At 35.0% G+C, this 26,998-nt stretch carries 29 protein-coding genes; 16 read left to right on the top strand and 13 right to left on the bottom strand.

Annotated features, from left to right (window positions below; genetic code table 11):
- Positions 1-42 precede the first annotated feature (42 nt).
- From ABEB31_RS09455 to ABEB31_RS09485, 7 genes are all read right to left on the bottom strand, one after another.
- Positions 43-453: a BrxA/BrxB family bacilliredoxin gene (locus ABEB31_RS09455; protein ID WP_347051267.1), complete on the bottom strand. Its 411-nt coding sequence runs from the start codon at positions 451-453 to the stop codon at positions 43-45.
- A gap of 116 nt (positions 454-569) precedes the next feature.
- Positions 570-1,025, bottom strand: coding sequence for an ArsR/SmtB family transcription factor (locus ABEB31_RS09460; protein WP_347051268.1), 456 nt, complete (start codon positions 1,023-1,025; stop codon positions 570-572).
- 172 nt (positions 1,026-1,197) lie between these two features.
- The gene (locus ABEB31_RS09465) at positions 1,198-2,358 is read right to left on the bottom strand and encodes a lycopene cyclase family protein (protein WP_347051270.1); all 1,161 of its coding nucleotides are present in this window, start codon (positions 2,356-2,358) and stop codon (positions 1,198-1,200) included.
- Between the two features lie 61 nt (positions 2,359-2,419).
- Entirely contained in the window at positions 2,420-2,839 is a 420-nt protein-coding gene (locus ABEB31_RS09470) for a thioredoxin family protein (protein WP_347051272.1), read from the bottom strand.
- Positions 2,840-3,016: 177 nt separating this feature from the next.
- Positions 3,017-5,269 (bottom strand): TonB-dependent receptor, encoded by a 2,253-nt coding sequence (locus ABEB31_RS09475; RefSeq protein ID WP_347051273.1) that lies wholly within the window; start codon positions 5,267-5,269, stop codon positions 3,017-3,019.
- Positions 5,270-5,516: 247 nt separating this feature from the next.
- Complete coding sequence (locus ABEB31_RS09480; protein ID WP_347051275.1) at positions 5,517-6,422, bottom strand: NAD(P)/FAD-dependent oxidoreductase; 906 nt, start codon at positions 6,420-6,422, stop codon at positions 5,517-5,519.
- A 2-nt stretch (positions 6,423-6,424) separates the two neighbouring features.
- Positions 6,425-6,778, bottom strand: a complete 354-nt coding sequence (locus tag ABEB31_RS09485; RefSeq protein ID WP_347051276.1) for a MerC domain-containing protein — start codon at positions 6,776-6,778, stop codon at positions 6,425-6,427.
- A 92-nt stretch (positions 6,779-6,870) separates the two neighbouring features.
- On the opposite strand from ABEB31_RS09485, the gene ABEB31_RS09490 reads away from it, so the two are divergent.
- From ABEB31_RS09490 to ABEB31_RS09500, 3 genes are all read left to right on the top strand, one after another.
- Positions 6,871-7,263 (top strand): Fur family transcriptional regulator, encoded by a 393-nt coding sequence (locus tag ABEB31_RS09490; protein ID WP_347051277.1) that lies wholly within the window; start codon positions 6,871-6,873, stop codon positions 7,261-7,263.
- A 74-nt stretch (positions 7,264-7,337) separates the two neighbouring features.
- Positions 7,338-9,206 carry an Nramp family divalent metal transporter gene (locus ABEB31_RS09495; protein ID WP_347051279.1) on the top strand — a complete coding sequence of 623 codons (1,869 nt, stop codon included), beginning with the start codon at positions 7,338-7,340 and terminating at the stop codon, positions 9,204-9,206.
- An 83-nt stretch (positions 9,207-9,289) separates the two neighbouring features.
- Positions 9,290-9,943: a metal-dependent transcriptional regulator gene (locus ABEB31_RS09500; protein ID WP_347051280.1), complete on the top strand. Its 654-nt coding sequence runs from the start codon at positions 9,290-9,292 to the stop codon at positions 9,941-9,943.
- A gap of 393 nt (positions 9,944-10,336) precedes the next feature.
- Here ABEB31_RS09500 and ABEB31_RS09505 read toward each other — a convergent pair whose 3' ends face one another.
- The 6 genes from ABEB31_RS09505 to ABEB31_RS09530 form a co-directional block, all read right to left on the bottom strand.
- Positions 10,337-10,735: a hypothetical protein gene (locus tag ABEB31_RS09505; RefSeq protein WP_347051282.1), complete on the bottom strand. Its 399-nt coding sequence runs from the start codon at positions 10,733-10,735 to the stop codon at positions 10,337-10,339.
- Between the two features lie 202 nt (positions 10,736-10,937).
- Positions 10,938-11,720 carry an enoyl-CoA hydratase/isomerase family protein gene (locus tag ABEB31_RS09510; protein ID WP_347051284.1) on the bottom strand — a complete coding sequence of 261 codons (783 nt, stop codon included), beginning with the start codon at positions 11,718-11,720 and terminating at the stop codon, positions 10,938-10,940.
- A gap of 10 nt (positions 11,721-11,730) precedes the next feature.
- Positions 11,731-13,146, bottom strand: a complete 1,416-nt coding sequence (locus ABEB31_RS09515) for an ATP-binding protein (RefSeq protein ID WP_347051668.1) — start codon at positions 13,144-13,146, stop codon at positions 11,731-11,733.
- Positions 13,147-13,284: 138 nt separating this feature from the next.
- Positions 13,285-13,833, bottom strand: coding sequence for a CopD family protein (locus ABEB31_RS09520; RefSeq protein WP_347051285.1), 549 nt, complete (start codon positions 13,831-13,833; stop codon positions 13,285-13,287).
- A gap of 83 nt (positions 13,834-13,916) precedes the next feature.
- Entirely contained in the window at positions 13,917-14,930 is a 1,014-nt protein-coding gene (gene hemH, locus ABEB31_RS09525; protein ID WP_347051286.1) for a ferrochelatase, read from the bottom strand.
- 205 nt (positions 14,931-15,135) lie between these two features.
- Entirely contained in the window at positions 15,136-16,002 is an 867-nt protein-coding gene (locus tag ABEB31_RS09530; protein WP_347051288.1) for an AraC family transcriptional regulator, read from the bottom strand.
- A gap of 373 nt (positions 16,003-16,375) precedes the next feature.
- Between ABEB31_RS09530 and ABEB31_RS09535 the strand changes: the two genes are divergently transcribed.
- From ABEB31_RS09535 to ABEB31_RS09595, 13 genes are all read left to right on the top strand, one after another.
- The gene (locus ABEB31_RS09535; protein WP_347051290.1) at positions 16,376-16,804 is read left to right on the top strand and encodes a hypothetical protein; all 429 of its coding nucleotides are present in this window, start codon (positions 16,376-16,378) and stop codon (positions 16,802-16,804) included.
- Positions 16,805-16,820: 16 nt separating this feature from the next.
- On the top strand, positions 16,821-17,408 hold the full coding sequence (locus tag ABEB31_RS09540) for a hypothetical protein (RefSeq protein ID WP_347051291.1): 588 nt from the start codon (positions 16,821-16,823) through the stop codon (positions 17,406-17,408).
- A 357-nt stretch (positions 17,409-17,765) separates the two neighbouring features.
- Positions 17,766-19,016 carry a glutamyl-tRNA reductase gene (gene hemA, locus ABEB31_RS09545; RefSeq protein ID WP_347051293.1) on the top strand — a complete coding sequence of 417 codons (1,251 nt, stop codon included), beginning with the start codon at positions 17,766-17,768 and terminating at the stop codon, positions 19,014-19,016.
- A gap of 115 nt (positions 19,017-19,131) precedes the next feature.
- Positions 19,132-20,055, top strand: coding sequence for a hydroxymethylbilane synthase (gene hemC / locus ABEB31_RS09550; protein WP_347051294.1), 924 nt, complete (start codon positions 19,132-19,134; stop codon positions 20,053-20,055).
- On the top strand, positions 20,055-20,741 hold the full coding sequence (locus ABEB31_RS09555) for a uroporphyrinogen-III synthase (protein WP_347051296.1): 687 nt from the start codon (positions 20,055-20,057) through the stop codon (positions 20,739-20,741). Before hemC ends, ABEB31_RS09555 begins: the two co-directional genes overlap by 1 nt.
- 73 nt (positions 20,742-20,814) lie before the next feature.
- Positions 20,815-21,840, top strand: coding sequence for a uroporphyrinogen decarboxylase (gene hemE / locus ABEB31_RS09560; protein ID WP_089048415.1), 1,026 nt, complete (start codon positions 20,815-20,817; stop codon positions 21,838-21,840).
- Between the two features lie 132 nt (positions 21,841-21,972).
- A complete protein-coding gene (locus ABEB31_RS09565; protein ID WP_347051298.1) occupies positions 21,973-22,548 on the top strand; it encodes a transposase in 576 nt (191 codons plus the stop codon).
- A gap of 131 nt (positions 22,549-22,679) precedes the next feature.
- Positions 22,680-23,057, top strand: a complete 378-nt coding sequence (locus tag ABEB31_RS09570) for a hypothetical protein (RefSeq protein WP_347051300.1) — start codon at positions 22,680-22,682, stop codon at positions 23,055-23,057.
- 2 nt (positions 23,058-23,059) lie between these two features.
- The gene (locus tag ABEB31_RS09575; RefSeq protein ID WP_347051302.1) at positions 23,060-23,611 is read left to right on the top strand and encodes a GNAT family N-acetyltransferase; all 552 of its coding nucleotides are present in this window, start codon (positions 23,060-23,062) and stop codon (positions 23,609-23,611) included.
- Between the two features lie 9 nt (positions 23,612-23,620).
- Positions 23,621-24,040, top strand: a complete 420-nt coding sequence (locus ABEB31_RS09580; RefSeq protein ID WP_347051303.1) for a hypothetical protein — start codon at positions 23,621-23,623, stop codon at positions 24,038-24,040.
- A gap of 4 nt (positions 24,041-24,044) precedes the next feature.
- Positions 24,045-24,947, top strand: coding sequence for an oxygen-dependent coproporphyrinogen oxidase (hemF, locus tag ABEB31_RS09585; RefSeq protein WP_347051305.1), 903 nt, complete (start codon positions 24,045-24,047; stop codon positions 24,945-24,947).
- Between the two features lie 148 nt (positions 24,948-25,095).
- Positions 25,096-26,034, top strand: a complete 939-nt coding sequence (locus tag ABEB31_RS09590; protein WP_347051307.1) for a DUF4421 family protein — start codon at positions 25,096-25,098, stop codon at positions 26,032-26,034.
- 66 nt (positions 26,035-26,100) lie between these two features.
- The gene (locus ABEB31_RS09595) at positions 26,101-26,997 is read left to right on the top strand and encodes a fructose bisphosphate aldolase (protein WP_347051309.1); all 897 of its coding nucleotides are present in this window, start codon (positions 26,101-26,103) and stop codon (positions 26,995-26,997) included.
- The last annotated feature ends 1 nt before the right edge of the window (position 26,998 follow it).

Raw genomic sequence — 26,998 nt, forward strand, 5'->3', positions numbered from 1 at the left:
TCAATCTTTGTACCTCTGTACCTTTGAATCTTTGTCCCTTATTTAGCAATACTCATTAAACGCATCCTGCAAATTCTCAGCGATTAATTCTGCCGGACGACCTTCGATGTGGTGACGCTCTAACATGTGAACCAATTCTCCGTTTTTAAACAAAGCCATAGATGGCGATGATGGAGGGAAAGGAAACATATGTTGTCTTGCAGCATCAACAGCTTCTTTGTCAACACCAGCAAAAACAGTAATTAAGTGATCTGGTTTTTTAGCTCCGTCTAAACTCATTTTTGCTCCCGGACGTGCATTTCTTGCCGCGCATCCGCAAACTGAGTTCACAACTACTAACGTGGTACCTTCGGCTTTGATAGCATTATCTACAGCTTCTGCACTATGTAAATCTTGAAAACCTGCAGCAGTAAGTTCTGCCTGCATCGGTTTTACCATTTCTTCTGGATACATATCGAATGTTTTTAAATTTTACTTTTGATCTGCAAAGTTACAAAGTTTACCCGCAACTAGTTAATTTGAAGTATAAAGTTTTGTTATAGTTCTATAATAAATTTTAAATTCCAAAATCATTTTTCATTTGTAACTAACTCGTTGGTTGAATGAATTATGGCTTTATTTCTAATCGGAAACTGATAATTATACTGTCGCAAATACGACTTTCTCCCTTGTTTATGATGCGTGTTTAAAACAGTAGATTTATTTTGCTCTGCAATTTCGATGGTCGATAAATAACTGGTAAAATATTTTTTAAGAATCTGCATATTTACTAATTCAATGGAGTAAATCGTTGTTTTGCCTTTATATTGAATATTTACAAGATTTGCTTTCTTTAATTCCAGCAAATGCTTCGAAATGGTCGATTGGGCTAATGGAATCTGTTCAACAATTTCGCCACAAGTTCTGTTATTTCTCTTCCACAAAAGTGCCATTATCTGAATTCTTGTCGGATGCCCCAAAGCTTTGCAGATTTTACCAACTATTTCTGTTTCGGCATCAAATTTTAAACGCTTTGTAATTCCCATTTAATTTGCTGTTTATTATCGTTATAAATCGATGATGTCTGCAAACTTAAATACTAACACTGTTTTTTATTGCCACAAGAAGTTATTAGAATAAAAGAATAAGTCACTTTTTAGCTACAGCATTATTCTGAAAAAATGGGTTACCTATTTTTAGTCGAATAATATTTACTAATTATTTAATTAAATTTCGAAATAAGGCTTTTATAAAAGGAAGTTTAGGACATTTCCAAATGACTTTAAAATCTTCAGCTAAAGAAGTTTCTTCATCCAAAAACTTGAAAATCAAAGCTGGACTTCCTTTTTTAAACAAGGAAGAAAATATCGAACTTCCCAGTTCATTTTGGCGGTACAAAATATCCAAAAGCAGTAAATCATAATACCAGAATCGGTTTTTTTTATGAAAATCCTTCATTTTAAATTCTTCCCTTTGAATAAATTTTACCAATTCCGAAGATTTTTTGTCGGAATTTTTAAAAGTATAACCGGTACTCGCCTTGGTCCAGCCACCGGCAGTTCCAATATTTAAAACACGTTTCGTATTCTTTTTCCAGAAAGGAAAACAAGTCATCGGGATACTTCCCTGCTCCTTTTCGAGAATCTGATATTCGATTGCACCTAATTTTTTTAAGTATTTTTGAATCTCATCTTCGTATTCCTCCTTTAAAAGTAACTTCTCAGAAAACAAAGTATACTCTACCAAAGCCTCGGTTTTTGAATTGGGCAAAACGTACATAAAACGGGTATTGCCTTTTTGTTCTACCGAAAAATCCATAAAAGTTGCCTGTTCAGGATCGAAAACTTCTTTTTCAGATTTGACAAACCAGCCAATAAAATGCTGTTGCAAAACAGGATATTTTGTTTGCCTTTCGGCGGAAGCTTTAGTATAAATGCTATTGAACAAGTAAGTACAAGTAAATCGATTATGATCGGTTCCTACAAAAACATGTGTTTCGAGTTCGTTGATATCGGTTACTTTTTCAGTTAAAAAAGTAATATTAGACTGTTTTGAAATGGCATCAAAAACAAGGTTATAGAAATCCAATCCGCGAATTTGATTGTATTGATAAGGTGTCAACGCCAAATCGCGATTAAATGTTTCATTGGCAAAAAGCGCTGAGTCCCATTTATTGAAAATAACCGAATCCCAAACCGTTTCTTCTTTTCCCCAAAAACACCAGGTTCTGTCATTTTCTTTTTTAGCATTTTCATCTAAAAGCAAAATGGACTTGTCTGTAAACTTTTTAGACAAAATCATTTTATAAACTGTCATTAAAGATGCCAGTCCGGTTCCGGTAAAAATGTAATCGAAATGTGGGATTTGCGAAGAATTCATTCTCAAAAATAGGAATTTTATTCTTTTAGTTTTTCCAAAAGCTGTTTAAAATCTCGTTGGCTTAGATAATTATTGTACTGAAAAATAATTTCATTCTTCTCATTGAGGACACACAAAACCGGATATGTAATTTGTTTATTGATGGTTCCCAGCTGTAAAGCCAACTCGTGAACTCCAACATTATTCCTGTTGGGTTGAATTGGAATGTCTTGTTTTGAAAAGAAATATCCCGTTTTTCTTCAGCATTAAAATCAATAAAATAAAAATCGTCATTTAATTGCTGTATGATTTCCTGATTTTTGAAAGTCGCGCTTTTCATTCGCTGACAAAACTGACACCAATCGGTATGAATGAAAACGACAACTTTTCTCTGTTGAATTTTCTGTAAGTTTTCTATTTCTTCAAAAGCAATACTTTTCAATTGGGAAAATCCCATTGAAGTAATTCCGAAAAGGAGAATAAGTAGAGATAGCTTTTTCATATTGTTTGTTTTTTGCAATAGATTTTATTCTTCTTTATATTTCAACATTTTCAATGTCAGGCTGAGCGGAGTCGAAGCCCACGTTACAATTGGAGCGCACTTCTCCCGAAGCCTCGGGCGCTTAGGGTGACAATGCTGCAAATCCTTTTAATCTGTGCAATCTGTTGCTATAAAATTTTATCTAAATGTATATCTCAACCCTAAAAACCCCCGAATGGTTTGATTCTGGCCGTAAACATAAGTCGTATCAAATGTCAGACCGTACGGATTATCCGGTGTTATTAAAACTTTTCCGGCCGAATCGTATTGCACATTTTTATCAAAAGGATCGTTAGTTCGAGAAATCAAAAACGGATTATTTTGTTTCGGTGTAAAGTTCAGCAGATTTTTTATTCCGCCATAAACCTCAAAATCTTTCCAGCCCGAATAGGTAAACTGAATATTTTGCAAGCTGTACCAAGGCGATTTCGGATTTCTGGGATCGGTTTCGCTCAACAAAGGCAGCTTCATCGGACTGTAAACATTTCCCGTATAATCAAATGACAAATCCCAAGGCTGAATTTTGTACGAAATACTCCAGGTTCCGGTAAAATTTTCGGTTAGAAAAGGTCTTTCTGACACTCCGTCCTGAACATTTTTATTATCCAAAACCGTGGCGCCCAAAATTAATTTTAAACCAGAGGGAAAATTCAAATCAACATTCGTACTGATTCCCTGGCTTAAAGCGTAGCCGTTTATATTATCGTATATAATTTCATTCGGATTCGTTTCGTAATCCGAAATAATCTTATTGCTAAATCGGGTATAAAAAGCCGTGGTTTCAATTCCTATAAAAGTACCATTTTCAAAATTAATTTTCTGAATGTAATTTAGATTTACATTTATGGATTTTTCCGGTTTTAAATTATTGGCGATTATGACATCACGAGAACCTGTAAGTGCGGCGTGATCCTCGGTAAACAGATTTACAACTCGAAATCCGGTTCCGGCATTTAATCTGAAAATCGTATTTTCATTCGCCTTAAATCGATATGCCAATCTCGGTGTAACGATTGAACCGTGGATAGAATTATAATCGTAACGCATTCCTAACAAAACCTGACTTTTGGGCGAAACTGTAATTTCATCCTGAACGAAAATCCCCGGAAGCCAAGTATTTTCTGCTTCTTGAGTGGCTGGAGTATTGTCGTCGTAATAGGTATAACGGCTGGCAATTCCCGCAAGGAGATCATTTCTTCCTATTTTTTTATCCCAGGTTAACTGCAGAAAACCAATTTTCTGATTGGCGATATACGATGTCGTACCATAGCGACTGTCCTGATAATGTACATTTCCGGAAAACGAAAGCATCAGTTTTTCTTCAAAAGGCAATTGATAGCTTCCAATTAATTCTGCTCTTTTGGTATAAATACTTTCGCCGTAAATTTCGTCGCCTCCGCGAAAGCGCTTTTCCCAACGCACATCTCCGCCCCAGCGGTCTTCATACATTCCACGCGCTGCAATCGTAAAAAGGCGATTATTATTTCGCTGAAAACTCCATTTATTAAAAACCGAAATTCGTTCAGAAAGCGTTACATCTGTAAAACTGTCGTGGTCTTTATCAATAACCTGATCATAATTAAAGTAATTTACCCCAACAATAGAGGTCGCTTTTTTTCCGAAATTAAATTTTGCTCCCAGATCAAGATTGCTTTCAAAATACGATGTTGTAAAATAATCTGCAGAGAAAACCGGTGCATTGGTTGGGTTTTTAGTGATAATATTAATAAGGCCGCCAACAGCTTCACTTCCGTAAAGAGAAGAAGCCGGACCTTTTACAATTTCGATTCTTTCTACAAGAGAATTCGGAATTCCCGATAAACCGTAGACCGTTGAAAGACTGCTCACAATCGGCATTCCGTCGATTAGCACCAAGGTATACGGACCTTCGAGCCCATTAATATGAATATCGCCCGTGTTACAAACTCCACAATTAAGCTGCGGGCGAACCCCATTTATATTCTGAAGTGCATCGTAAATACTGGGTGTCGGATTTTTTTTGAAAAATGTTGGCGAATAAACCTCAACAGGAACTGCGCTTTCCAGACGTTTTACGGCTTTTAATGTTCCCGAAACGACAACTTCATTCAGTTCATTATTGTCTTCTTTTAATTCAAAATCAAGATTAATATTTTCCTTATCTAAAATTGAAATTCTTCGGGTATATGTTTTAAAACCTTCCGCAGAAACCTGAATTTTATAATTTCCACTGGGGATATTTTCAAGTTTATAAAATCCGAGTGAATCCGTTTGAGTTTTAAAGTCCGTATTTAATAAACTAACCGTAATATCATGAAATGAAGGAACATCTGTAACCACCTTTCCTGAAATAGTTTGCGAATAGAAACTTTTAGTTGAAAACATTAATAATATCAAAAATAAATATTTCATTATTGTAAAATTAAATTTAGACAAATCTAAAAATTAAATTTGACAAACACTTGTCCTACTGCTAAAATTTTCAAACGCATTGCATTCAATCTGTTAGATTATTTTTAATTCAATCAAAAATGCTGAATAACATTCAGTTCAATAGATAAATATAGAAAAGGCCTAATCCAAAATTTATTGGATTAAGCCTTTTTGTATCTTTCCACACAGGATTGATAATTGCTCAGTATTTCATGATTGTAGACTTTTAAAAATCCTCATCAATAAGTTCCTTATTAAGAACGGCACCAGCAAAAGAACCTGTAGAGACAGCCATAGCAACAGATCGCATTTGAGTCGTGCAGTCGCCGCTGGCGTAAATTCCGGGAATATTTGTCTTCTGCATCATATCAACTTTCAGCAGACCCTGGTCATTAATTTCACATCCTAAATCTTGTGGTAAAGTACAATGTTGCTCAAAAGGAGGTCTTGCATACACTGCCTTTACGTCCACTTTCTGTCCGCTTTTAAAAACAATATTGGAAATATATCCCTGATTGTGTTCAAAAGAATCAATTTCATCTTCTAAAACAGAAATATCATGGTCTTTAAGAATTTGCAGCTGTTCAGGTGTTAATCCTGATTTTCCATTGGTACACAATCTTACATCTTTTGTCCAGTTCGAAATTAGTTTTGCATATTCAAATCCTATTTCTCCGTTTGCAAGTATAGCTGTTTTTTCGTTTTTAACTTCATACCCATGACAATACGGACAATGAATAACGGAGATTCCCCAGCACTCTGCGAAACCGGCAACATCTGGCAATAAATCTTTAACCCCAGTGGCAAATACTATTTTTCGGGAAGTAAAAACAGCTCCATTTTCTGTTGTGATTTCAAAACCCTTATCCTTTTTTATTGCTTTTACGGCGAGTCCGGTGTAAAATTGAACCGTTTTATATACTTGGACCTGTAGTTTGGCTTTCGCCGAAATCACGGCGGGTTTTTCTCCATCCTGAGTAATAAAATTATGAGAATGAGGCGTCTGCCTGTTGCACGGAAGTCCGCTGTCGATGACCAAAACCTGACGCAAAGCCCGCCCTAAACTCATAGCAGCAGATAAACCGCTGTAACTGCCGCCTATCATAATTACATCAAAATTACTTTGTTCCATCTTTAATGATTTTGTTTTTTATGAAATTTATAATTAATTAAATGACCGATTACCATTCCAATTCCACCGAAGTATATCAAATCGACGTGGATTTCAAGAAAAAGTTCCGCCAAAATACTGATCCAGATCAGTCCCATTGAAACAACCAGAACAGATGATACTAAAAGAGACGATTTTTTTATAATTTTGAGAATTGCAAATAAACCGACTGAAGCAAACAGTAAATCTATAAATGGGTTGTGACTAGTTCCTAAGGGAAGAATAGTCAAAAGTGGAAAAATCAAACAATGCACTAAACAAATTGTAGCGCTTGAAATTCCTAAAATATCGTAAAAAGGTGTGCTTAATTTCTTCATTTACTGTACATTTGCTTAACGCAATTTTGTTGCAAATATAGTTATTTTATTTATAACGCAACAATGTTGCAATTAAATTTTATTCTTAAAATATGAAAACGACCCGTAATACAACAGCAAAAACCGCAGTTACAGAAATTCTTACCCAATCTAAAACTGCACTTTCGCACTCAGAAATTCATAAACTTACAGACGATTTATGCGACCGCGTCACGATTTACAGAATTTTGGATCGTCTCGTTAATGATGATATTGTTCATAAAATTGTAGATCTGGACGGAACAGTAAAGTATGCAAAGTGTAACCATACGCATCAGCGTGTGCATATTCACAATCATGCCCATTTCAGCTGTGAAAACTGCCATGAAATTACGTGCCTCGAAAATGTTAAACCGAGCTATATTATGCCGCACAATTACAAGGTGAACGAGATAAATTTTACATTATCAGGATTATGTCCAAAATGTTTAAATTCTAACATATAATATTTAGACTCGTCTAAAAATATTGTTGAGCGAATGTGATTTTTCTATATATTTGGTAAATCAATATTTTTACAATGAGCAAATCATTAGAAGAAGTTCACGAATCGGTCTCTACAGAACATAAAAAAACAGGATTTAGAAAAATTTTAGCCTTTTTAGGCCCGGCCTATCTGGTAAGCGTCGGATACATGGATCCCGGAAACTGGGCAACCGACATTGCCGGTGGAAGTCAGTTTGGGTACACTCTTGTATGGGTTTTATTAATGAGTAACTTAATGGCTCTGCTATTGCAAAGTCTGAGTGCCCGACTTGGAATTGTAACACAGCGTGATCTGGCACAGGCATCGCGGGAAACCTATTCAAAATACATTAATTACGTTTTATATTTCCTTGCCGAAATTGCCATAGCGGCCTGTGATCTGGCAGAAGTCCTTGGTATGGCGATTGGAATTAACCTTCTTTTTGGAATCCCTCTTCTTGAAGCAGTTTTAATTACCGTATTAGACACCTTTTTATTGCTTTTTCTTATCAATAAAGGAATCCGCAAGATGGAAGCCTTTATAATTGCGCTGGTGGCCATTATTGGCTTTTCTTTTATTTTTGAAATGATCTTTGCCGAGCCGGAAATGCATAAAGTTTTAGAAGGATTGATTCCTTCGATTCCAAACTCTGCTGCTCTATACATCGCAATCGGAATTATTGGTGCTACGGTTATGCCTCACAACCTGTATTTGCATTCGTCCTTAGTTCAAACCCGAAAATTTGACCGAACGCCGGCCGGAATAAAACAAGCTTTAAAATACAATTTTATAGATTCTACCATTGCTTTAAATCTTGCCTTTTTTGTCAATGCCGCGATCTTAATTCTCGCAGCGGCCACTTTTCACAGAAACGGAATGTACGAAGTTGCCGAAATTCAGGATGCGCATAAATTTCTCGAGCCACTTTTAGGAACCAAATGGGCACCGGCATTATTTGCAATTGCATTAATTGCCGCCGGACAAAGTTCTACTGTTACCGGAACGCTGGCGGGTCAAATTGTAATGGAAGGATATTTGCATTTCAGGATTCAACCCTGGGTTCGTAGAATTATTACCCGTTTGATTGCCATTATCCCTGCCGTAATTGTGATTCTGATTTATGGAGAAGGTGTTACAGGAAAATTATTGATTTTAAGTCAGGTTATTTTGAGTCTGCAATTGGGATTTGCCATTATTCCGTTAATTCATTTTGTGAGCGATAAATCGAAAATGAATGGTTTTCATATCTCAAAACTCACTCAGGTTATTTCATGGATTATTGCTGCTATTATTGTTTCACTAAATGCAAAATTGGTTTATGATGAAATTACTTCATGGCTGGCAAGTTCCAGTCACCCGATTATTCTTTGGTTAACCGTTGTGCCGCTCGCTTTTGGGTTTTTGGGACTTTTGCTTTATATAATCTTTCAACCTTTTATCGCAAAAGCAAAGGACAGTAGTATCAACCATTCCCCGCATAATTTGAAACTGCAATTTTCTCCGAAAGAAAGTAAGAGTATAAAACATATTGCCGTTTCCGTAGATTTCTCCAGTGCAGATGAAGCCGCTTTGAACAAAGCCTTTGAATTGGGTGGCATTGACACGGAATATACGCTCATTCACATCGTAGAAACGGTCGGCGCCTTAATGTATGGCACTCATATACACGATCATGAAACCACAATTGACGAAAAGCTTTTACTTCAATATAAGGAGATGTTAACCGAAAGAGGATTTAAAATCGAAACAGAACTCGGATTCGGAAAACCTAACAAAGTAATTCCGGAAATTATAAATCATCGTAATTTCGATATCCTTGTCATGGGAACCCACGGCCATACTGGTGTAAAAGATATTCTTTTTGGTACAACAGTAGATAAATTGAGACATAAAATTTCGATACCTTTGTTGATTGTTAAATAAAAGGTACAAAGGCTCAAAGTTGCAAAGGGACAAAGTTTTTCCCTCTGAACCTCTGAACCTTTCACCTCTGAACCTCCAAAAAAATGACTTTTTCAGAAGAAAATTACTTAAAATCTATCTATCATCTAACGGCTGCTTTGGAAACGGAAGTCAGTACGAATGCTATTGCTGAAATCATGGAAACAAAAGCTTCCTCGGTAACGGATATGCTTAAAAAACTCTCTGAAAAAGATTTAGTCAATTATAAAAAATATCAGGGTGTTTCTCTGACTGAAAATGGAAAACTTGCGGCTAAAATGATTGTGAGAAAACACCGTTTGTGGGAGGTTTTTCTGGTTGAAAAATTGAATTTCAGCTGGGATGAGGTTCACGATATTGCAGAACAGCTGGAGCATATTAAATCGGAACAACTGATTAATCGTCTGGATGATTTTCTTGGGAATCCGACTGAAGATCCACACGGCGATCCGATTCCCGATGCCAACGGGCGGATTGTAAAAATCGAAAAATACTTACTTTCTGAATTAGTAGAAGGTCAGACCGGAATTTGTGTAGGCGTAAAAGATACTTCGTCGGAATTTTTGAAATATCTGGACAAACAGGAAATTGCATTGGGTTCGCAAATCGAATTTCTTTCTAAAGAATCTTTCGATTTATCGGTAAAAATTAAAGTCAGCGAACGTGAATTGTCGATTTCTAATAAAATCGCTTCTAATCTGTTTGTGAAGTTGGTTTAAGTTTAATTATTTATGAATAACATTTTGTTTTACATAGTCTTTCAAATCCCTCTTTTGTGGATTATTATGAAACAAGATCAATTACATAAACCTTCTTTTTTTTTAAAGTTTTTATCCATTTCATTAATTATACTGCTTGCGGGAATTTTCTTTTTGTACAATAGAAATTCTCCAGTTCAAGAGTTAAGTTATTTTGGTTCGCAAACTTCTTTTATATTTTTGATTTTATATAGAATCATTCGAGATGTTTATTACTCAATTTTTTTAAGAGAACCTGAATTTTCAAAAAGACCAAAACATCGAATAGACATTATTCCCACTTGTTTTTGCAGGTACAATCGCTCTTCCGTTTGTTTTTGATACTTATATAACTCAAGAACTCCTTAAATAAAATTAAACAATTCCTTTTTCAATCATTTCCAGCATTACCGGAGATGCATTTTTAAACGTTGGCTCCTGCTCAATAATACTTCCTGCATTCTTTTTATTTACTTTGAATGTTACATCATTGTCTGTTGTAAAAAGCAAAGCAGTCAAAAACGGGTTTTTAATATAAGTTCCTAAAACCATTAAAGCTTCTTCTAAACTATGAATACTTTCGATTTCTTCGGTTTTATATCTTGTTGTTAGTGATATCGAAAAGGTATTGTCTTCATTCAAAACCAATCTGAAATAGATGTTTTTGATTTCGGTATCGCCCATTGTTTTGGCCAAAGTCAATTTTGCGAAAGTTCCGGCCTGGATACTTTCTTTAACACGTTCGCAAAAAAGGGCAAATATTGGTTCGTACATTTTTTTTTAAGTTGCTAAGGTTCTGAGATGCTAAGGCTCTAAGTTTTTAAAACCTTTGTGAGCCTCTGTGAATCTTTTGTGTGGCTCTGTGTATTCTTTTTAAACCGCAAAGTTCGCAAAGAATTACACAAGGTTCGCTAATATTTTTAAATTTTCTTTGTGTACCTCTGTGAAATCTTTGGTTGACTTTGTGTTATGACTTCTATTTCCCTGTAAATTCTGCTTTTCTTTTTTCTAAAAATGCTGTTGTTCCTTCTTTGAAATCAGCTGTTCCAAAACATTTTCCGAAAGATTTTATTTCGACATCAAAACCATTTTTACCATCTGTATAGTTAGCATTGATTGCTTTTATGGCTTTGCCGATAGCAAATGGAGCATTCTTAATAATTTTATGAGCAATTACAGTTGTAAAGGACAAAAGTTCTGCCTGCGGCACTACGTGATTTACCAAACCGTATTCTTTGGCTTCTTCTGCAGAAATCATTGCAGCTGTCATAATCATTTCCATAGCACGTCCTTTGCCTACTAATTGCGGTAATCGCTGCGTACCTCCGTAACCCGGGATTAATCCAAGAGTAACTTCAGGAAGACCCATTTTGGCATTATCAGAAGCAATTCTAAAGTGACAGGCCATCGCCAGTTCTAATCCGCCTCCTAATGCGAATCCATTAACTGCGGCAATAACCGGTTTTTTAAGTCCTTCAATAAAATCAAAAAGAGATTCCTGTCCTTCGGCCGCTAATTGCGCACCTTCTACAATTGTATAGTTGGCAAATTCAGAAATATCAGCTCCGGCAACAAAAGCCTTCTCGCCACTTCCGGTTAGAATAATAACACGGACATCATCATTTTTACCAAGTAATTTAATCGCTTTGCTAAGATCGCTAATTGTTGCTTTGTTTAAAGCGTTCAGTTTAGCAGGTCTGTTTATGGTAACTGTTGCGATATTTTCCTGAATAGAAATTAAAAGATTTTCGTAATTCATGGCAGTTTTTTTATGAGTTTGTAATAGGAAGCGAAACGCGAAATGTAGTTCCTTTTCCGTAAGTTGAATCAAAGGTAATTGTTCCTTTATAATTTTCGATAATGTTTTTTATAATTCCTAATCCCAATCCCATTCCGCTGGTTTTGGTTGTAAATTTAGGTTCAAACACTCTTGTATTGTCTTGTTTCTGAATTCCTATCCCGTTATCTTTTACGGCAATTTCCACATTGTCGCTTTGTCTTTTAACCGTCACAACAATTGATTTTTGCAGCTGATTTTCAGGAATTGCCTGGGTTGCGTTCTTAACCAGATTGGTAATAACACGAATTAATTGCGTACGGTCCATTTTGGAAATAATTTCCTCTTCTTCACTTTCAAAAGAAATATAATCTTCATTAAAAATATCCAGAGCCAATTCGACAACTTCGACCACATTAAGGGTTTCATTTTGTTGCGCCGGCATTGAAGCAAAATTCGAAAAAGCCGAAGCTACAGCTGTCATGGTATCAATCTGCTGAATTAAAGTTTCCGAGTAATCGTTCATTTTTTGCTTTACATCGGGATCGGAAGGATCAAACTTTCGTTGAAAACTCTGCACAGTCAGGCGCATTGGCGTAAGCGGATTTTTAATTTCGTGCGCAACTTGTTTTGCCATTTCGCGCCAGGCTTCTTCCCTTTCGCTTTGCGCTAATTTAATGGCACTGGTTTCGAGTTTATCCACCATTCCGTTATATGCTTTAATTAAGAAGTTGACTTCTTTACTATTGGCTTCCAGAACGATTTTCTCATTTTTCTGATCCAGATTGGTTTCTTCCAAACGATCTGAAATGGTTTTTAGTGATTTTGTGATATAAGTCGAAAGAAAATAAGCCAATGCAAAAGCTACAATCAGCATAAAGGAATACACCTGACTCAGACGAATTAAAAATGTGTTAAGTTCATTATCATAATAACCATCATCTTCCAGATAAGGAAGATTTAAAATTCCAAGCGGTTTAAATTTTTCATCCTTTATTAAACTGTAGGAAGACCTGTTTTTAACGCCATCGATAGTCTTAATGTCTACAAAACGTTTTTCTATAGAAGAACGCACGAGCTTTAAAATATATTCGGGAATTGGCGGTGCAACTTTGTCAACGGCAAATGATTCTTTGGATGATTTGAGAAGTTTCCCATCCAGACTGTAAATGTTGATTTCAATTTTATGAATCTGCGCCAGTTCGTGGATTTTATCTTTGAAAATTAAATCTAAGTTCCCGGTTTTTAGCGGATAAGTGGTCGTAGCCAGAACGTAATTAATATGTTCTTTTACCGCATTCTCCTTACGTTCAAGTCGTTCCTGATGGTATTCTTTGGCTTCTGTTTTAAATTGAATAATAGAAATCGAAGCCAGTAAAAAAGAAGCCACAACAATTAATACAATCATCGACAGGAAAATCCTGGTACGAAGCGAAAGCATTGACATTTTGAAGTTAACCATCAGTTTGTTTATTGGTTTCAGGCTTCAGGTTTCATGTTCCGTTGCGATTGGCAACTTGAAACCTGAAACTTGAAACTAAAAAAACTATTTTCTCTCTCTAATTCTCTTGTAAAATCGGAATCCCAACATAATTAAAATCGAGAATAACATAATCCCGATTACGCCAAAAATCCAGTTGATGGCGCTTTTTAAAACTACTAAAAAAACAACTGCAAACAAAATAATCGTCGCGCCTTCATTCCATAAACGCATGAAGTTGTTGGTATATTTTACCTCATCATTTTGCAATTGCTTAAAAATCTGATGACATTTTCCGTGATATAAATATAAAAGGAAAACGAAACATAGTTTTACATGCATCCACGGCATTTTCATCCAGACATGGCCTGCTTCTGTAAAAAACAGCATCCAAAAAGCAAAAATACTTGCTAAAACCGCCGACGGCCATGTAATAATATACCACAAACGGTAGGCCATAATTTTATATTGCGCCTGCAGAATTTCTTTTTCGGCCGAAGGTTTTTCGTTGGCTTCGATTTGGTAAACGAATAAACGAACAATATAAAACAAACCTGCAAACCATGTAATTACAAAAATTAAGTGCAGGGATTTCAGATAGTTATAATATTCCATTAATTATTTTGTTTCGGGTTTCAAGTTTCAGGTTTCAAGTTGTTCTCAAAGTAGAGCATAACTTGAAACTTGAAACAAAAATATTACTTTGCCCACTCATTAATCCAATTTCCAACAGTTTCACACCACTCGTCGTCGTCATTTAGACACGGAATTGCATGAAATTCTTCTCCTCCGTTTGCTTCAAAGTCTTCTTTGGCACGCATGGCGATTTCTTCCAGAGTTTCTAAACAATCTGAAACGAAAGCCGGAGTTACAACCGCCAGTTTTTTAATTCCTTTTGCCGGCATTTTATCAATTTCAATATCTGTATAAGGTTCCAACCATTTATCTCCCGCTAATCTCGATTGAAAAGTCAGACTGTATTTATCTGCCGGAATATCCAGTAATTTTATTACTTGTCTTGTGGTTTCATAACATTGGTGACGGTAACAGAAATCATGCGCCGGAGATGGCGTGCTGCAACAAGATCCGTCAATTTTACAATGTGATTTAGTAATGTCGGTTTTACGAATATGACGCTCCGGGATTCCGTGGTATGAAAACAATAAGTGATCGTAATCAAATCCAACTAAATGTTTTTTGATGGAATCTGCTAAGTTTTTAATGTAGTCCGGTTTGTTGTAAAATGCAGGAACATCTGTAAATGTCATTTCCGGGAATTTCTTTTTACGAATTTCCTCCGCTTTCACCAAAATTGTCAAAGTTGAAGCCATTGCATATTGCGGATATAAAGGAAAAAGCAAAACTTCTGTAACGCCTTTGTCTTTTAATTCCTGAAGTCCTTTTTCGATAGTCATGCTTCCGTAACGCATTGCAAGCGCAACCGGAACATTTACTAAAGGCTGTACTTTTTTCTGCATTCTTTCTGAAAGAACAACTAAAGGCGAACCTTCGTCCCACCAGATTTTTGCATACGCATGCGCTGATTCTTCCGGTCTTTTTCTCAAAATAATACCGCGAACCAATAATGCTCTCAATAAATACGGAACATCGATCACGTATTTATCCATTAAAAATTCGTCTAAATATGGTTTCACATCTTTTGGAGTTGGACTTTCCGGAGAACCTAAGTTTACTAATAATACGCCTTTCATTATTGTTTTTTTGCTTTAAGCTTTTTATTTGTTTTTTAAAATCTCGGCAAAAGTAAGTTGTGTACTTTATTCGATATATGATAATTGTTACTTTTTATTTATTGTTGAATATTCAAAATTGATTTTTAGAATATTTGTGAAATTCCTCTCGCAGATTTACAAAGATTATCGCAGTTTTTAATTCGTGAATTCGTGGCCGAAAAAATTATAAATTCGCATTAATCGACATCAAATACTTTTTCGGAGTTGTGGCAAACTTTTTCTTGAATGCCGCTATAAAGTGACTTCCGGTGCTGTAGCCAATTTTCAATCCTACTTCGTTTACATTATAAGAACCGCTGTCGAGTAGTTTTCGGGCGAAATCCATTTTATAATCAAACAGAAAACCATAAACAGTGTCTCCGTAAATTTGTTTGAAACCCATTTTTAGTTTCTTTAAATTCAAACCAATTTCATCTGCGAGTTCTTGCAATCCGGGCGGTTCAGCCATGTTAGCAATAATTATTTCTTTGGCTCTTCTAATCTTCAAAACGTTGTCTTCATCAATTAAAAACGGACATTGTTCTGCGTTTGGGTCTTCGGTTCTGTTAAAATACAAACTTAGCAATTCGTATCCTTTTCCTTTATAATAAAGATTTTTTATGGATGGATGAAGATTGTAATGAAACAACTGACTCAACACAATTGCCATTGAAGGACTGATATTCCCTTCATTATAATATTTTTTGTCCTTATTATCGGCACTTAAAAAAGTAATGTAATCGGCTTCGGCAGAAAACAGCGCATGAAATTTCTTAATGGAAACAATTACAGAAATCGCCCACGAGTTTGGTGCGAGTTGCAAATGAAGCGGTAATTCTTTCTGCGGATTATATAAAAGCAGTGATTTTTCTTCTTTCAACTCTAAAGCATAATTGCCCTGATTGAATAAAAATTTTGCATTGCCTTTTATACCAAAGTGAAACTGTATCAATCCAGTGCCAATTTCGTGCTGGGCAGAAAAAGGCTCCAGACTATCGTTTTGAAACCTGATTAGCGTAAAGTCGTCTTCAATTTTTATTTCTTCCTCCATTTTTTGATTTACTATATTCAAGCTATGTCATTTTTAATGAAACAATAATTTGGCTTTTCAAAATTAAATCTTTTTGACGGTTTATCGTTTACTTACTTCTAAAATTATAATTTCTTTATTCTTTCTAAGTATTTTCCTTCTTTTTTTTCAAACACTTCTTTCTTAGTCGGCCAAATGTGTATTAACTCCAAATACGCTAATTTACTCATTTTCATATCATTCGTTTCGCAATAAAACATAAATCGTTTCTTACAGTATTTATAACAATTCTAAATTGAACTTTTAGAGCCCGTAAATAAAACCAAGTAAAAAAAGCGTCCGTAAATGACTCTGGAAAACCGAATTGAAAAATTAACTAAGAGCTATTTATAAAATGAACAAAACAGTAAAAAAAGGACTTTGGGCGATACTAATAACGAGTGTATTATTTTTTGCCATTCTGGTATTTCACATCATTACGGCAAAACCAGCTGTTTACGAAAGCCCAAATCTGCAGGTAAGCAGAATAGATTTTAAAGAAAATATAGATTCGGCGACCGCTAAAAAGATTTGCGCCGATTTGAGATCTATCAAAGGATTAACTTCTGATTCTATAATCGTAAAAAGAAATGTAGTGGTTTATTTCCATAACAATAAAATCACAAATTCTAAAAAAGTTTACGACGAATTAATGAGCAAAGGACATTACGATGCTCAACGTTACATCCTGCCCGCTTCTTTGGCGAGTAACGAAGTTTGCCCGATAGATCAGAATAGTTACAGCTACAAATTGTCAAAAAAAATAAATCAGTTTTTTAATTAACCTTTAAATATTTATTATGAGAAATTTTTCTAAAATTACACTTAGCGTATTAATTGCCGCGTCGGCATCATTGGCATCATGCAGTAATGACGATGAAAAAGCTCCTGCTGAAAAAGCAACAATCTATGAAAGATTAGGTGGGTCTGCAATGGTTTCAGATCCGGATAATTCAGGTCAAATGATTGAAAAAGGGCGTTTGAGCTTTCGCAAAGTTGTAAATTCTACCATAGGATTAATTGTTGCCGATGTTCAGTCTAATGCTTCGGGTAACCTACAGGCACACTTTGCTCCTCTTTTAGCAGAAACAGGAACTACACAGGCAACTAATATTGCTAAATTATCAGACAATCTTACTGATTTCTTTTCTTTTAATACAGGAGGAAAAAATGCTGTAAATACTTATTCAGGATTGAATATGGTAGCAGCGCACGACCCGGCAAAAAATCCTAGAATGGGTACAAAAGCCAGCAGTGCAGATTTTACTAAGTTTGAAGGTTATGTTGGCGCTGCTGCAAATGCAAACGGCGTTGCTTCTAACACAGAACTTTACACTGATATTGTTGCAGTTTTGGAGTCATTAAGAACTCCAATTGTTCAAAAATAATATCTTTCTTTTTAAAAAGCGCTATTTTAAATAAATAGCGCTTTTATTTTATACCATTATCCCAAGCTTAAATATCGCCAATCATACAGTAAAATTTTTTATAAAAACGCAAATTGGTACTTGAACCCATAGCGATATTTTTTCTGAATAAAATTTTAATGATTTGGCTTTGGTTATTTAGAACCGCTCTAAACAAAACATTTCAAACAACTTGATTTTGCTGAAAAAGTGCTGATTTCTATTTAAAAACGCACATATGAAATCAAAAAAACATACAGCGACATAAAAAGTACTTTGAGCGTTACTTTTATCAAAGCTATAGTAATAATTTTGTTGCACTTTTTAGAAAGTGAATTTATGGAAAACAATAACGTACCGAAACATCTCTATTTTTATTCAGTTGGCCTTAGTTATAAGAAAGCTGATGCTGAGGTAAGAGGTCAATTTAGTCTGGATGCAGCAGCGAAAACCCGTTTGCTGGAACAAGCTAAAACGGAAGGAATAGAAAGTTTAATTGTTACTTCAACCTGCAACAGGACTGAAATTTACGGCTTTGCAGAACACCCCTTTCAATTGATAAAGCTTATTTGCGATAACAGTAACGGTTCTGTCGACGCATTTCAAAAAGTAGGTTTTGTCTATAAAAATCAGGAAGCTATTAACCATATGTTTCGCGTAGGAACTGGATTAGACAGTCAGATTCTTGGTGACTTTGAAATTATATCTCAAATTAAAACAAGTTTTGCACACTCAAAATCTTTAGGTTTGGCGAATGCGTTTACAGAAAGATTAGTAAATGCTGTTATCCAGGCTAGTAAAAGAATTAAAACAGAAACGCAAATTAGTTCCGGAGCCACTTCGGTTTCTTTTGCCTCGGTACAATACATTCTTAAAAATGTTGAGGACATCAGTAACAAAAATATATTATTGTTCGGAACCGGAAAAATCGGAAGAAATACTTGCGAAAATCTGGTGAAACATACCAAAAACGAACATATTACTTTAATCAACAGAACAAAAGACAAAGCTGAGAAACTGGCCGGAAAACTAAATCTGATTGTTAAAGATTACTCTGAATTACACTTAGAACTTCAAAAAGCAGATGTCGTAGTTGTGGCAACAGGCGCACAAAATCCAACGGTTGATAAAGCAATCCTTAATCTTAAAAAACCTTTATTGATTTTAGATTTATCGATTCCGAAAAATGTACACGAAAACGTAGAGGATTTAGAAGGCGTAACTTTGATTCACATGGATTATCTGTCGCAACTGACAGACGAAACGTTGGAAAACAGAAAGTTGCATATTCCAGCAGCTGAAGCGATTATAGAAGAAATCAAAGAAGAATTTGTGGTTTGGATGAAAGGACGCAAATTTGCTCCCACTATAAATGCTTTAAAAGAAAAACTGAATGCTATTAAAACTTCAGAACTGGATTTTCAAAGCAGAAAAATCAGAGATTTTAATGAGGCTCAAGCCGAAATCATCAGCAACAGAATCATTCAGAAAATTACTACTCATTTTGCCAATCATTTAAAAGACGACGACACGATGGTTGACGAAAGCATCGAATGGATCGAAAAAGTCTTCAAGATAAAAGCATCATAAAAAACATAAAATTTTAAACCATATAAGTTATATAAGTTCATATTAAAGCTTTGTCGATCAGTTTTGCGCAAACTATATCTGAACTTATATAACTTATATGGTGAAATTAAAAAACATGGCAGAAAAAACAATCAGAATAGGAACGCGCGACAGCGAATTGGCTCTTTGGCAAGCACATACCGTAGAGAAACAACTAAACGATTTGGGTTATAAAACCTCGATTGTTGCTGTAAAATCTCAGGGAGATATTATTCTGGACAAACCACTTTACGAATTGGGGATTACCGGAATTTTTACCAAAACGCTTGACATCGCTATGATCAATGGAGATATTGATATTGCAGTGCATTCTATGAAAGATGTTCCGACGGCTTTACCAAAAGGAATTGTTCAGGCAGCGGTTTTAGAAAGAGCGAATGTTCTGGATATTTTAGTTCATAAAGGAAATCCTGATTTTGCCAATCCAAGCACAATTGCAACCGGAAGTCTGCGTCGTCAGGCACAATGGTTTAATAAATATCCAAATCATACCGTAGTTGATTTACGTGGAAACGTAAATACACGCATGCAAAAACTACAAGACAACAATTGGGACGGAGCCGTTTTTGCTGCTGCAGGTTTGGAGCGCATTAACTTAAAACCAGAAAATGTTATTGATCTGGATTGGATGATTCCCGCTCCGGCGCAAGGGGCGATGTTGGTTGTGGCAATGGAAAACGACAATTATACTTTGGATGCTTTATCGCAACTAAATCATATTGAAACTGAAATTTGTACGTATATCGAACGTCAGTTTTTAAGAACCCTGGAAGGCGGTTGTACCGCGCCAATCGGGGCTTTGGTAAATTATAATGAAGAGGAAGACACTTTACATTTTCAAGGCGTTTTGCTGTCTATTGATGGAAAACAAAAGCTGGATATCAATAAAACAGTAGATATTTCAGAATGGAAGAAACTAGGTTTTCACGCTGCTCAGGAAATTTTAAACAATGGCGGAACCGAGTTGATGCAGTCAATTAAAGAATCTTTGAAAAAATAATGGCAAAATCAATTCAGATACTATCTACAAAAGTTCTTCACGAAATTCAAAAACAGGAATTGCAAAAAGCTGGTTTTGAAGTTGCAGAATTTGATTTTATTAAAACCGAAAACAAATCTTTTGAAATAAAAGACCTCAACGAAAATCTGATTTTTACAAGTCAGAATGCGGTTTACAGTTTTTTAGAAAACCCACAATCAAAAGACCTAATCCCGAAGCTTCGTGATAAAAACGTTTTTTGCGTTGGCCTAAAAACAAAAGCGCTATTAAGCGATAATGGCTTTAATGTTGTGGCTTACACAGGTTACGCTTCTGATTTGGCTGAAATTATCGCTTTGATTTACAATAAAGAAAGTTTTACTTTTTTTAGCGGCAATTTGAGAAGAGATACATTGCCAAACGCGTTAAAAGAAGCTGGAATTAAGTTGAATGAAATTCAGGTTTATGAAACTTCACTGACACCTCAAAAAATAAAAACTTCTCCAGACGCCATTTTATTTTTTAGTCCGTCTGGAATAGAAAGTTATCTAAAAGAGAATACCATTAAAAAAGAAACCTGCTTCTGTATTGGAGAAACTACTGCCGAAGCTTTACATAAAATCACCAAAAACATCATTATCGCAGATCAGCCAACAGTTGAAAATGTGATTGAAGATGTAATATTTCAATATACCAATAAGCTTTAGGCAGTAAGCCTTAAGCCAAAACAAATAACTATCACGCTTAAAGCCTAAAGCTTAAAGCCTAAAGCAAGAAAAAATGTTAAAAAACGACTTATTTTTAAAAGCATTAAAAGGAGAAACAGTTCAACGTCCTCCAGTATGGATGATGCGTCAGGCAGGAAGATATTTACCAGAATTTATCGCTTTACGTGATAAATATGATTTCTTCACCCGTTGTCAGACTCCGGAATTAGCAGCTGAGATCACTGTTCAGCCTATTCGCAGAATTGCACCGGATGCTGCAATTTTATTCTCGGATATTTTGGTAGTTCCACAAGCAATGGGAATTGAAGTTTTAATGAAAGAAAATTTTGGTCCGTTTTTACCAAATCCGATTCGTTCTATGGCAGATGTTCACAGAGTTTACGTTCCGGACATTCAGGAAAGTTTAGGTTATGTAATGGATGCTATTAAATTGACTAAAGAAATGCTGAACGACGAAGTGCCGTTAATTGGTTTCGCAGGTTCGCCCTGGACAATTTTCTGCTATGCTGTTGAAGGAAAAGGTTCTAAAAGTTTTGATACTGCAAAAGGTTTCTGTTTTTCAAACCCGGCTGCAGCGCATACTTTATTGCAAAAAATTACAGACACGACGATTTTATATTTAAAAGAAAAAGTAAAAGCAGGTGTTGATGCGGTTCAGATTTTTGATTCCTGGGGAGGAATGCTTTCTCCTGTAGATTATCAGGAATTTTCATGGAAATACATCAACCAAATTGTTGAAGCTTTGGCAGATCACGCTCCGGTTATTGTTTTCGGAAAAGGATGTTGGTTTGCTCTTGGCGAAATGGGAAAAAGCCGTGCGTCTGCACTAGGTGTTGACTGGACTTGTTCGGCAAGAAATGCGCGTTACCTTTCTGGTGGAAATATTACGCTTCAGGGAAATTTTGATCCATCAAGATTGCTTTCTCCAATTCCAACCATCAAAAAAATGGTTCACGAAATGATTGACGAATTCGGAAAAGATAAATATGTGGTGAATTTGGGTCACGGAATTTTACCAAATATTCCTGTAGATCACGCAAAAGCGTTTATTGACGCTGTTAAGGAATACGGACAATAACATTAATATTATCAGTCTCATTTATATCTCCTGCAAGGTTTCCAAAACCTTGTAGGTATTAATTCGCAAAGCTGAGATATTTAAATGATGTTAAAATAGATACCTACAAGGTTTTGAAAACCTTGCAGGAACGTGAAAGTGAAAAGTGGAGCAAAAATGAAGTTGGAGGTTTTAGAAAAGGACTGTTATTATCATATTTATAATCGTGGAATTAATGGTTCGAATCTATTTGAAAATGATGAAAACAAAATTTACTTTCTAAAACAATTAGCCAAATACACTGAGAATAAAATATCAATATTTGCTTATTGCCTGATGAAGAATCATTTTCATTTAGTAATTCGTTTGAACGTTGAAGAAAAGGAAGTGACTCAGGCTTTTTCAAATTTATTAAATTCTTATGCGAAAGCATTTAATAAACAGACAAATAGAACCGGCAGTATCTTTGAAAAGCATTTCAAAAGAATAAAACTAAAAGATCAGAATTATTTAAAACAACTAATTATTTACGTTCATTTAAATCCAAAACATCATTTAGATGAGGATTTTAAGAGTTTTAAATTTTCTTCTTATCCTGCTTTTTTATCAGATAAAGAATCAAAAATTGAACGAGAAGAAGCTTTAGAATTATTTGGAGGTTTTGAAAATTTCATTTTTTGTCACAATCAAAAAAATGATTTATTAAACGAAACACATACTTTTGAATAGTCACGTTTTGTCTCCTGCAAGGTTTCCAAAACCTTGTAGATATAATATGCTCACCAGAAGATAAAAAAGATTGCGTACAATTAATACCTACAAGGTTTTGAAAACCTTGCAGGAGAACGAATAACAAAAAAATGCTCAACAAAGGCCTAAGAGACGAAGAAAAAATTAGAATTGATAACGTTCTCAAAACGTTACGAACTCTCATTTACGTGCCTTATCCTTTGAATAACATTCAAAAAGAAGATATTGAAAATCAACTAAAAGAATTCGGTTTAAATATTGAAACTTTAGTTGATTTTCAAAATGAAGAATTAATCACTTTGCTACTTCAAATGCATTTTGATTGGGAACATTTAGAAAAATTTGCTGATGTCCTAATGGAATTTTATAAAGCAGAAAACTATGATTTTCAAAATAAAGCTTTGGCTATTTATCAATATATTCAGCAGGAAAGCAAAGTTTTTTCTTTCGGAATAAATGCAAAAATCGCTTCCGCTAAAAACAAATAGACATGAGTTTTACAGATTGGAAAATAGACAGAATTGAAAATATTCTTCCTGAAGAGTTTTATAAACTGATTATTAAGAATAGAAATCATATTGGGAAAACCTTCCCTGTAACCTCAACAGAATGTGATACACTTCAAAAAACTAAGGATTTTCTAGCATTAAGTCTTGACAAAGAAAAAAATAAAGAGGGATTTCATTTTTACGCACGAGATTTAAAAACCAATAATTTAATTGGTTATTTATGTGTAAAAACGATAAGATATCGCATTTCTAAATGTGAGTTTGGTTATTTCGTTGACGAAGATTATCAAGGAAAAGGAATCACATCCCGATTGGTATCTGATGCAATTGATTTTTGTTTTAATGAGTTAATGTTAAATAAAGTATTCATCTGCACATCAGAAATTAATATCGCAAGCCAGCGAGTTGCATTAAAACACGGCTTTAAACAAGAAGGAATTTTACGAGACGAATTTAGAAATGGTGATGGTTCGTTAGAAAATACTGTTTATTACGGATTGTTAAAATCAGAATATTTAGAACATGAAAGATAAATTTTAAAAATGAATGGTTTTGAAAAATTTTTAGATGATCTTTCTAATGTCGATTTTAAAAAAATGAATCCGTCATATCAAGGCTTTTTTTTAATGTTGGGTTTTGCAATATTTGTAAGTACTTGTTCCTATCTTTCTAACGAATCCAGGATTAGTAAAGAAATTTATAAAGATAAGTTTGCTGAAAATTTTTCAGGATTGATTGTCAAAAAATATTTAGATACACATAACAGAATGTCACCCACCTTTAAACTAAGGGATTCAAGCGAAGTTTATGGATATTATTTTATTTGGGAAAAAACTGAAATAGGGGATTCATTAGTAAAAAAAGCAAATTCAAGATTTATAAAAGTCTTTAAAAAAGATACAATAATAGTAATTGATATGAACAACGCATTCAAATATCATGATACTTTACCAGAAAAATAAAATCATGAAAGATAAATTTTACGCATATATACAAAATTTACAAGACCAAATCGTAGCCGGATTAGAAGCTGTTGACGGAACTGCAAAATTCCGCGAAGATCTTTGGAAACGTCCGGAAGGCGGTGGTGGAAGAACGCGCGTTATTGAAAATGGTGCTGTTTTCGAAAAAGGCGGTGTAAACATTTCAGCCGTTCACGGAAAACTTCCCGAAGCTATGCAGAAAATGTTTGGCGTTGGGGAAGCAGATTTCTTTGCGTGCGGACTGAGTTTGGTAATTCACCCGAAAAACCCGATGGTTCCTACTGTGCACGCTAATTGGCGTTATTTTGAAATGTACGATGAGTCTGGAAAAGTAATTGAACAATGGTTTGGAGGCGGACAGGATTTAACGCCATATTATTTGTTTGAAGAGGATGCAAAACACTTTCATCAAACTTGTAAAACGGCTTGCGACAAACACAACCCAGAGTTTTATCCGAAATATAAAAAACAATGCGATTCGTATTTCTGGAACGCACACCGAAATGAAGCACGCGGACTTGGTGGTTTATTCTTTGATTATTGCAAAGCAAACGAACAAATGTCTATGGAAGACTGGTTTAGTTTTGTATCTGAAGTGGGTAATAGTTTCCTTGAAGCTTATGTACCAATTGTAGAAAGAAGAAAAAATCTTGCGTATACACCAGAACAAAGAACTTGGCAGGAAATCCGTCGCGGTCGTTATGTTGAGTTTAATTTGGTTCATGATAAAGGAACTTTATTCGGATTAAAAACCAACGGAAGAATTGAGAGTATCCTGATGAGTTTACCTCCGCATGTTCAATGGGTTTATGATCATCATCCCGAAGCAGGAAGTGATGAAGAGAAATTGATAAACGCGTTGGAAAATCCGCAGGATTGGATTTAAGTTTAAATAAAAAAATCAATACAACATAGAAACATAGCTTTTAAAAGTATAATTTAGAGAGATTTTTATAATATACGTTTTCAATATTGACTTATAAATTTGTTGAAAGTGGAATGTCTTTTTAAATTATCATAAAAATTATGCTTCTATGTGTTTAAAAATTATATGTTTAGGATTTTTCTCCAGCATTTTCAGTTGTTTCGCTCAAAACGACACTTTACAAAATCCTTATTTTAAATCTTATACTGATAAAATAACTGTCAGCGCCTATTATTTAGACACTTCAAACAGTTTTCAGATTGCTTCTGCAGAACAGGAGCCCAAAATCTTTGTAGATCTCATTCCTAACCGAAGGGAACAAATTGGGTTTAATCTTAGTTATAGAATTATTGATGTCAGTATTGGTTTTGCGCCCAAGTTTCTCAGTGGCAACAAAGGTGATTCCAATTCAAAGAATTTTAATTTCAATACCCACTTTTATTATAAAAAGTGGATGCAGTCTTTTACATTCATCAATCAAAAAGGATTTTATATCAGCGATAACAATATAACAACAGAATTACCTCAAATGCGCACCACAAAAATCGGCGGCTCTACTTCCTATATTTTCAACGATAAATTCTCCTTTAAAACCCTGACCAGCCAAAATGAATGGCAGATAAAAAGCTCCGGCAGTTTTATTCCAAGTTTTTCTTTTTACTATACTAATCTGGATTTAAATACGCCGGATTCTTCAAAAGGAGATCTTTATGTTTTTACTTTGGCACCTGCCTATTTTTACAATTTTGTAATTAGTGACCGTGTTCTCATTGCCGCAGGTCTTGCTGTAGGCGCAGGAGTGAATACTATAGACGGAGAGACATCGGCTTTGTATCAGGCAGATTTCAATTTAAAATTAGCGTATAATAACAACAGTTTCTTTGGTTATGCCAGTCTTAATACTGTTAGTTTTGCTCAGGATGAGAATGTCGATCCAAGATTAAATGATAATATTGCAACCGTAAAACTTTCTGTCGGTTACCGGTTTGATCCTCCGAAAAAGGTAAAAGAGGTTTATAATAAAGTAAATTCAAAAATCGGACTTTAAAATTTCTAAATATTCTCCGAAAAATGCTTAAATTACAGTCACTTACAGAAAACTAAATTTAGCATCATGGAAAATAGAAATATAGAGCAATTAAATCTTATGCATTCCGGAAAAGGATTTATTGCCGCCCTGGATCAAAGCGGAGGAAGTACACCAAAAGCATTATCGCTATATGGCGTTTTGGAAAGTCAATTTGCAAACGACGAAGAAATGTACACCCTAGTACACGAAATGCGAACCAGAATTATTAAAAGTCCTGCTTTTGACAGCCAGTTTATTCTTGGGGCCATTTTGTTTGAAAATACCATGGATCGAAAAATCGACGGACAGTGGACAGCCGAGTACCTTTGGGAGAAAAAACATATTATTCCGTTTTTAAAAGTCGATCAGGGACTTACAGAACCTGCAGGCGGTGTTCAGCTCATGAAACCAATTCCAAATCTTGACGATCTGCTTACCAGAGCGGTTGAAAGAAATATTTTTGGGACTAAAATGCGATCCCTGATTAAAGAGGCAAATCCAGACGGAATACGCGATGTCGTAGCACAACAATTTAGGGTGGGTCTGCAAATCTTTCAAAAAGGACTGATTCCGATTATTGAACCTGAAATTGATATTTACAGTGCCGACAAAGAAAAATCAGAGGAAATTTTAAAAAATGAAATCAAAAAACATTTAGATGAATTGGACCAGGATGTTAAGGTGATCCTGAAACTTTCTATTCCAACTGTCAATAATTTTTACAGTGATTTGATGAGTAATCCGCATGTTGTTCGTTTGGTTGCTCTTTCCGGCGGCTATTCCCGCGAAGAAGCAAATGTAAAACTTTCTGAAAATCCGGGATTGATTGCCAGTTTCTCAAGAGCATTATCAGAAGGACTTACTGCAAAGCAAATCGATTCTGAATTTAACGCCAGATTAGAAAGTTCGATTAAGGAGATTTATAAAGCTTCTATCACATAAA

Origin of the sequence: Flavobacterium olei (assembly GCF_039749035.1) — a bacterium.
In the GTDB taxonomy this organism is placed as follows: domain Bacteria; phylum Bacteroidota; class Bacteroidia; order Flavobacteriales; family Flavobacteriaceae; genus Flavobacterium; species Flavobacterium olei.